This window comes from Brevundimonas sp. EAKA, assembly GCF_000698025.1.
Taxonomy (GTDB): Bacteria; Pseudomonadota; Alphaproteobacteria; order Caulobacterales; family Caulobacteraceae; genus Brevundimonas; species Brevundimonas mediterranea_A.
On record NZ_JMQR01000259.1, the window covers coordinates 1 to 1,193 of the forward strand.

Below are 1,193 nucleotides of genomic sequence, written 5' to 3' on the forward strand. Positions count from 1 at the left end.
GATTACTCGATGATCTTGGCGACGACGCCGGCGCCGACGGTGCGGCCGCCTTCACGGATGGCGAAGCGCAGGCCCTGGTCCATGGCGATCGGGGTGATCAGTTCGACGTTCAGCTCGGCGTTGTCGCCGGGCATGATCATTTCGACGCCTTCCTTCAGCTGCACGATGCCGGTCACGTCGGTCGTGCGGAAGTAGAACTGCGGGCGATAGTTGGTGAAGAACGGGGTGTGACGGCCGCCCTCTTCCTTGGTCAGGATGTAGGCTTCAGCCAGGAACTTGGTGTGCGGGGTGATCGAACCCGGCTTGCACAGAACCTGACCGCGCTCGACGTCTTCACGCTTGGTGCCGCGCAGCAGAACGCCGACGTTGTCGCCCGCTTGACCCTGGTCCAGCAGCTTGCGGAACATTTCGACGCCGGTGCAGGTCGTCTTCTGGACCGGGCGGATGCCGACGATCTCGACTTCTTCACCGACCTTGACGATGCCCTTTTCGACGCGGCCCGTGACCACGGTGCCGCGGCCCGAGATCGAGAAGACGTCTTCGACCGGCATCAGGAAGGGCAGGTCGACCGGACGTTCCGGCTGCGGGATGTAGGCGTCGACGGTTTCCATCAGGGCCAGAACGCGCTGTTCGCCGATTTCCGGGTTCACGCCGTCGGTCGCGGCCTTGGCCGAACCCTTGGTGATCGGAATATCGTCGCCCGGGAACTGGTACGAGCTCAGCAGCTCGCGCACTTCCATCTCGACCAGTTCCAGCAGTTCTTCGTCGTCGACCAGGTCGACCTTGTTCATGAAGACCACCAGGGCCGGCACGCCGACCTGACGGGCCAGCAGGATGTGCTCGCGGGTCTGCGGCATCGGGCCGTCAGCGGCCGAAACCACCAGGATCGCGCCGTCCATCTGCGCCGCGCCGGTGATCATGTTCTTCACATAGTCGGCGTGGCCGGGGCAGTCGACGTGGGCGTAGTGACGGTTGGCCGTCTCATATTCCACGTGCGCCGTGTTGATCGTGATGCCGCGCGCCTTTTCTTCCGGCGCAGCGTCGATGTCCGCATAGGCCATCGCCTTGGCGCCGCCGGCCTTCGCCAGCGTCATCGTGATCGCCGCCGTCAGCGTCGTCTTGCCGTGGTCAACGTGGCCGATCGTGCCGATGTTGCAGTGCGGCTTCGTGCGTTCGAACTTTTCCTTGGCCAT

General features: G+C 64.2%; 1 protein-coding gene. It reads right to left on the bottom strand.

Translation table 11 applies throughout. The features are described from left to right. Window positions 1–2: 2 nt before the first annotated feature. Window positions 3–1,193 (bottom strand): elongation factor Tu (gene tuf, locus ER13_RS17345; protein WP_008260274.1); only part of this gene is annotated, 1,191 nt, incomplete at its 5' end.